This is a genomic window from Kitasatospora putterlickiae (genome assembly GCF_039527695.1).
In the GTDB taxonomy this organism is placed as follows: domain Bacteria; phylum Actinomycetota; class Actinomycetes; order Streptomycetales; family Streptomycetaceae; genus Kitasatospora; species Kitasatospora putterlickiae.
Window position 1 is genome coordinate 2162 of sequence record NZ_BAAAKJ010000063.1, and the last position, 6291, is coordinate 8452.

Annotated in this window: 9 protein-coding genes; 3 read left to right on the forward strand and 6 right to left on the reverse strand. The window is 71.5% G+C overall.

Annotation, left to right across the window (positions count from 1 at the left end):
* Positions 1-35 precede the first annotated feature (35 nt).
* The 3 genes from ABD308_RS07190 to ABD308_RS07200 all read right to left on the reverse strand — a co-directional run bounded on the left by ABD308_RS07190 (position 36) and on the right by ABD308_RS07200 (position 2156).
* On the reverse strand, positions 36-662 hold the full coding sequence (locus ABD308_RS07190; RefSeq protein WP_344329454.1) for a hypothetical protein: 627 nt from the start codon (positions 660-662) through the stop codon (positions 36-38).
* 236 nt (positions 663-898) lie between these two features.
* Positions 899-1378 (reverse strand): hypothetical protein, encoded by a 480-nt coding sequence (locus tag ABD308_RS07195; RefSeq protein WP_344329456.1) that lies wholly within the window; start codon positions 1376-1378, stop codon positions 899-901.
* A gap of 184 nt (positions 1379-1562) precedes the next feature.
* Positions 1563-2156, reverse strand: coding sequence for an NAD(P)H-dependent oxidoreductase (locus tag ABD308_RS07200; protein ID WP_344329517.1), 594 nt, complete (start codon positions 2154-2156; stop codon positions 1563-1565).
* 64 nt (positions 2157-2220) lie between these two features.
* Between ABD308_RS07200 and ABD308_RS07205 the strand changes: the two genes are divergently transcribed.
* Positions 2221-2874: a class I SAM-dependent DNA methyltransferase gene (locus tag ABD308_RS07205; protein ID WP_344329458.1), complete on the forward strand. Its 654-nt coding sequence runs from the start codon at positions 2221-2223 to the stop codon at positions 2872-2874.
* Positions 2875-3007: 133 nt separating this feature from the next.
* The gene (locus ABD308_RS07210) at positions 3008-3502 is read left to right on the forward strand and encodes a peptidylprolyl isomerase (RefSeq protein ID WP_344329461.1); all 495 of its coding nucleotides are present in this window, start codon (positions 3008-3010) and stop codon (positions 3500-3502) included.
* Between the two features lie 145 nt (positions 3503-3647).
* Here ABD308_RS07210 and ABD308_RS07215 read toward each other — a convergent pair whose 3' ends face one another.
* Positions 3648-4187 carry a GNAT family N-acetyltransferase gene (locus ABD308_RS07215; protein WP_344329463.1) on the reverse strand — a complete coding sequence of 180 codons (540 nt, stop codon included), beginning with the start codon at positions 4185-4187 and terminating at the stop codon, positions 3648-3650.
* A 424-nt stretch (positions 4188-4611) separates the two neighbouring features.
* Positions 4612-5052, reverse strand: coding sequence for a DoxX family protein (locus tag ABD308_RS07220; protein ID WP_344329466.1), 441 nt, complete (start codon positions 5050-5052; stop codon positions 4612-4614).
* 81 nt (positions 5053-5133) lie between these two features.
* Between ABD308_RS07220 and ABD308_RS07225 the strand changes: the two genes are divergently transcribed.
* Positions 5134-5700: a TetR/AcrR family transcriptional regulator gene (locus ABD308_RS07225; protein WP_344329468.1), complete on the forward strand. Its 567-nt coding sequence runs from the start codon at positions 5134-5136 to the stop codon at positions 5698-5700.
* Between the two features lie 38 nt (positions 5701-5738).
* Here the strand turns inward: ABD308_RS07225 and ABD308_RS07230 are convergent, their stop codons facing one another.
* Complete coding sequence (locus tag ABD308_RS07230) at positions 5739-6263, reverse strand: peptidylprolyl isomerase (protein WP_344329471.1); 525 nt, start codon at positions 6261-6263, stop codon at positions 5739-5741.
* Positions 6264-6291 lie beyond the last annotated feature (28 nt).

The window sequence follows — 6291 nt, forward strand, 5'->3', positions numbered from 1 at the left end:
GACCCGGCCGTTGCCGGGCCGCCCGCACGCCCGGCTCAGCCGAGCAGGCGGAACTTGGTGGTCGGCACGCCCTGGATGCTGGCGCAGTCCAGGTCCGAGGTGGTGGCGCTGTAGGTCCAGCCGCGCGGGATGGTGCACGCCCACATGCCGTTGACCGGCGTGCGCAGGTGGAAGGTGGTGGAGGGGATGCCGCTGCCGTACGACAGGTTGCAGGAGGTGCTGCGGCCGACGTAGTCATAGGTGAAGGCCGGGGTGCCCACGCAGGCGGTCAGACCGTCGTACGGGACGCGCAGGTGGTAGGCGTTGGAGATCACGCCGGACTGCTGGCTGCACGCGTAGCCCCAGGAGATGGAGTCGTAGACGAAGCCGGGCGAGCTGATACACGCGGTCAGGCCGTCGACGGGCGTGCGCAGGTGGAACTGCGGCGAGTTCCAGGTTCCGCCGCCGCTGCAGCTGCGGTTCATGGACACCTGGTCGTAGACGTAGCCGGCCGGGACGTCACAGGCCCAGGCGCCGTCCAGACCGGTGGCGGTGGTCGTGGTGGCGGCCGCGGGCGTGGTGGCGGCGGCGCCGGAGAGCAGCAGCGCCAGTGCGGCGAAGGCCGCGAGCAGGGCGTTCCGGAGGGTGTGCGCGGCGGTGCGCGCGGTTCGTGCGACGGACATGGTTCTCCTTCGGTGGAGGAGTTGCCGGTGGATGCACGGTGCCGGCGGTGGCGAGCACGGGTGAGCGTTCACTACCGCCGCCGACGGTTCTAGCACGCACGGCGGACCGTCAGCCGGTGAGCCGCCCCGGACCGGTCACTCCGCCGCCCGCCGTCTACGCGCCCGCGCACGGCCCATCCGGTTCACGTCAGCCGATCGGGCGACCCGGCCGTTGCCGGGCCGCCCGCACGCCCGGCTCAGCCGAGCAGGCGGAACTTGGTGGTCGGCACGCCCTGGACACTGGCGCAGTCCAGGTTCGAGGTGGTGGCGCTGTAGGTCCAGCCGCTCGGGACGCTGCACGCCCACATGCCGTTGACCGGCGTGCGCAGGTGGAAGGTGGTGGCCAGGACGCCCGACGACTGGCTGCACGTGGTGCTGTGGCCGACGAAGTCGTAGGTGAAGCCCGGCGCGCCGGTACAGGCGGTCAGGCCGTCCACGGGTGTGCGCAGGTGGAACTGCGGCGAGTTCCACGTTCCGCCGCCGCTGCAGCTGCGGTTCATGGACACCTGGTCGTAGACGTAACCGGACGGGACGGAGCAGGCCCAGGTGCCGTCGAGGCCCGTGACGGTCGTCGTGGCGGCGGAGGCGGGCGTGGTGCCGGCGGCGCCGGAGAGCAGCAGCGCCGGCGCGGCGAAGGCCGCGAGCAGGGCGGATCGGACGGTTCGTGCGACGGACATGGTTCTCCTTCGGTCGAGGAGCTGTCGGTGGATGCACGGTGCGGAGAGCGGTGATCGCGGGTGAGCGGTCACTGCCGCCGACGGTTCTAGCACGCACGGCGGGCCGCCGGTCCGGTGAGCCGTCCCGGACGATCGCTCCGCCGACCGCTGTCCAAACGCCCGCGCGCACTTCCTCCGGTCCGGGTCAGCCGATCAGCGCCGCCGCCTCCTGCCGCGCCTGGCGCAGCCACAGCGCGCGCTCGCCGTCCGAGGAATCGGTCACGGTGCGGAACACCCGTCTACGTACGTCCGCCACCCCGACGTAGGGCAGCACGCACGCCGCCCAGATCCGCTCCAGCGGATCCCCGAACTCCTCCCGCTCCCGGGCCTCCGGGGTGTCCGAGGTGTTCAGCACCAGCGCCCGCCCGGCCCGCAGCAGCCCGACGGGCTCCCCGTCCGCCGTCCCCAGCTTGTACGCGACACCCGGCACCATGACCCGCTGCACCCACCCGGTCAGCACGGCCGGCGGCATGCCCCACCAGTTCGGGTGCACCAGCACCAGGGCGTCCAGCGTCGCCACCTCGGCGCGGTGCAGCGCGAGCTGGCCGTCCCCGGTGCTCCCGCTCGCGGCCACCGTCTCCGTCTCGTCGGCGGTGAGCAGCGGGGAGAACCCCTCGGCGTACAGGTCGTGCGCGACGACCTCGGCGCCCCGGCCGCGCAGCTCGTCCACCACGGCCCCGAACAGCGCGTGGTTGAAGCTCCCGGACTTCGGATGCGCCAGATAGACCCCGACCCGCATCTTCACAACCTCCCCTTCCGCCCCTCCGGACCGGCCGATCCTAACCCCGGTAAGGTCGACCGCCGTGACCACCACCGAGCCCGAATTCCTCACCGCCGCCCGCGCGTTCTACGACGCCGTCGCCGCCGACTACGCCGACCGCTACGGCGGCGCGCTGGCCACCGCCACCTGGGACCGGGCCGTGCTCGCCGCCTTCGCCGAACTGGTCACCGCGTCCGGCGGCGGCCCCGTCGCCGAACTCGGCTGCGGCCCGGGCCGCATCACCGGCCACCTCGCCGGCCTCGGCCTGGACGTCCGCGGCCTCGACCTCTCCCCGCGGATGGTCGACCTGGCCCGCGCCGCCCACCCGGAGATCCCCTTCCAGGTCGGCTCGCTGCTCGACCTGCCCTACGCCGACGGGGAGCTGGCGGGCGTCGTCGCCTGGTACTCGATCATCCACACCCCTGCCGGGCTGCTGCCCCGCGCGTTCGCCGAGTTCCACCGCGTCCTGGCCCCCGGGGCCCCGGTCGTCCTCGCGTTCCAGGTGGGCGAGGACGCCCTGCGCGTCGAGGACCCCTTCGGCCACCCGGTGACCCTGGACTTCCGCCGCCAGCGGCCGGATCACATCGAGGCCCTGGCCGCCGAGGCCGGCCTCACGGTCACCACCCGCCTCGTCCGCGAGCCGGAGGAGGGGGAGCGGAGCCCGCAGGCCTACCTCCTGGCCCACCGGACGGCGTAGCCGGCGACGGCCGGGCCCGAGCGCCCGCGCGTCCCCCGGCCGGGAGCGAATCCGTTGATCGCCGTTCGGCGGAGCGTGACCGAACGGCGGGGGGCGCCGAGCGTCGGGGCGCCCGGCATGCCATGATCCCTGCATGGGTTCCAACGTTTTCTTCGACATCACCATCAACGACGAGCCGGCCGGCCGCATCGTCTTCACGCTCTTCGACGACATCGTCCCGAAGACCGCGCAGAACTTCCGCGAGCTGGCCACCGGCCAGCACGGCTTCGGCTACGAGGGCTCGTCCTTCCACCGGGTCATCCCGGCGTTCATGCTGCAGGGTGGTGACTTCACCCGCGGTGACGGCACCGGCGGCAAGAGCATCTACGGCGAGAAGTTCGCCGACGAGAACTTCCAGATCAAGCACACCAAGCCGGGCCAGCTCTCCATGGCCAACGCGGGCAAGAACACCAACGGCTCGCAGTTCTTCATCACCACCATCGCGACCAACTGGCTGGACGGCAAGCACGTCGTCTTCGGTGAGGTCGTCGAGGGCCTGGACATCGTGAAGAAGATCGAGGACCTCGGTTCGCAGAGCGGCAAGACCAAGGCCAAGATCACCATCGCCAAGTCCGGCACCGTGGAGTAAGGGCTCGCCCCTTCCACCGCACTCGGACGCGGCCCGCCACCAAGGCGGGCCGCGTCCGCGCGTTTTCGCGCAGTCCCCGTCCGGCGAGGTCACGCGGAGGACGCGTGATCAGTTGGGACTCCCGGGCTCTTCGCCGCTGCGGGGCTCAGGCCGACGTGACCGGGGCCCGCCGCACGCCGAGCCACTGCTCGGCGCCCCAGGCCTCGAACCGCTCGACCTCGGTGAAGCCCAGCTTCGCCGCGAGCCGCATCGAGGCGGTGTTGGCGCTCTGGGTGGTGAGCACCACCGGCTCGCCGGGAAGCGCGTCGGAGAGCCAGCCGAGCGCCGCCGCGCACGCCTCGGTGGCGTACCCGGAGCCCCAGGCCTGCGGCAGGAACAGGTAGCCGAGGTCGGCCTTCCCGGCGGCGGCCGGGCGACGGTGGCCTGTCGCCCTCCGGAGCAGGACGTGCCCGATCATCGCGCCGTCGAGTTCGACGACGAGGCTCCCGGGCCACTGCTCCGGCACCTCGGGGAGCTCGCGCTGGAGTTCGTCACGCGAACGGGGTCCGCCGAGGTAGGTGTGCACCTCCGGCGAGGAGAGCAGTTCGACGAACGCCGCCCGGTCCCGGCGCTCAGGGGCGCGGAGCACGAGCCTGGCGGTTGTGATCGGCAGGGGCGGCCAGATTGCGGCTCCAAGATCATCCACCCGTGCAGGCTAACAGGCGCCCGAACGAGCCGGGCCGGGAACCGATCGATTCCCTGGCACGCCTGGTGAGGTGGAGCAGGAAGTCGGTGCGGTCGACTTCCTGCTCCGCCCCGACCGACCCCGGGCGCCTCCGCCCGTGACCTGGTAACGCCACACCCCCGCGATCCCGCCCCGCCCGACCCCCGTCCGAGCGGGGCGTACTCGTTTCGTGGGGGTGTTTCCCGTGCGCCGTTCCTGGCCACTCCCGGGCCTCATACTTTGCAAAGACCACACTTTGCAAAGTGTGTGAAGAGCGCCGTGCAGCGCTCTGAACTGGGGATATGTACTCAAGACTTTGCAAAGTACGCACTTTGCAAAGTGCCGCGAGTCCCGCAGGTGGAGCGGTGCGGAGTGGAAAGTCGGCCTGGCCGACTTTCCACTCCGGTCAGACCGCCGCCGCGACCGCCGCCGCGACGAACAGCACCTGGAGTGCGGTACGTGTGGGAAGCGGGGTGACGGGCCTGCCCGCGAGGGTGCCGCGGTGGCGGGCGGCGTGCACGTTGGCGGGGAACATCGCGAGCATCAGCAGGGCGAGCCCGGTGGCGGCGTAGGGGGCGAGCGGCGGGATGAGGAGGCCGACGGCGCCGGCCAGTTCGAGGACGCCGGTGACGGTGACGAGCAGCGCGGGCCAGGGGAGCGCCGGCGGGATCATCGCGACGAAGCCGCGGCGGAACTTGGGCACGAAGTGCGGAATGCCGGTGGTGACGAACATCAGGGCGAGGGCGCCGCGGACGGCGGGTTGCCAGGCGTCGAGGGCGTCGACGGCGAGGAGGCCGAGAAGTCGGAGGACGGTGAAGCCGCCGAGGAGGGCGATGAGCGGGGCCATGTGGACTCTCCAATCTTGTCACTGACAAGATTTGCGCGGCGAGGTAATCTTGTCAATGCCTAGATGAAGAGAGGGAGCGGGATGGGGAAGGTCGAGAGCTACCACCACGGGAACCTGCGGCGGGCGGTGCTGGACGCGGCGCTGGCGGCGATCGAGGAGTCGGGGCCGTCAGGCTGGAGCCTGCGGGAGTTGGCGCGGAGGGCGGGGGTGTCGCACGCGGCGCCGGCGCACCACTTCGGGGACAAGGCGGGGGTGCTGACGGCGGTCGCGGCGGAGGGGTTCGAGCTGTTCGCGGGCGCGTTGGAGCGGGCGGCGGGGGATCCGTACGGGTCGGGGGTGGCGTACGTGCGGTTCGCGGTGGACCACCGGGCGTACTTCGAGGTGATGTTCCGGCCGGAGCTGTACCGGGCGGACGATCCGGAGCTGAACGCGGCCCGCGACCGGGCCGGTTCGGTGCTGGCGGCCAGCGGCCGGAAACTCTCGCGGGGAGAGGGGGAGGACCGGGCGACGACGCTCGCCGCGTGGTCGGTGGCTCATGGATTCGCGAGCCTGTGGTTGAACGGGGCGCTGCCGGAAAGCCGGGGGCAGGCGGATGTGGAGGAGTTGGCGCGGGAGGTGTTGAGCGTGGTGTTCGGGGGAGCGGAGTAGGAAGTCGGATGGGCCGACTTCCTACTCCGCGCTGGGAGTTAGCGGACTTCGATGGTCACGGATTCGATGACGACCGGCTCCAGGGGGCGGTCCCCGGGGCCGGTCGGGGTGGCGGCGATGGCGTCCACGATCTTTTGGCTGTCGGGGTCGGTGACCTCACCGAAGATGGTGTGCTTGCGGTTGAGGTGCGGGGTGGCGCGGGTGGTGATGAAGAACTGGGAGCCGTTGGTGTTCGGGCCCGCGTTGGCCATGGCCAGGAGGTAGGGCTTGGTGAAGAAGAGCTCGGGGTGGAACTCGTCGGCGAACTCGTATCCGGGGCCACCGGTGCCGTCGCCGAGCGGGTCGCCGCCCTGGATCATGAAGTTGGGGATGACGCGGTGGAAGGTCGTCCCGTTGTAGAGGGGAGAGGTGGTGGCGGCCCCGGTCGAGGGGTCCGTCCATTCCCGGGAGCCCTCGGCGAGTTCCACGAAGTTGCGCACGGTGCGAGGGGTGTGGAACTGGAAGAGCTTGGCGGTGATGGAGCCGTGGCTGGTCTTGATGATGGCGTAGTGCTGCGAGCCCATGGGCGGGAGAACCTTTCGAGCTGGGTTG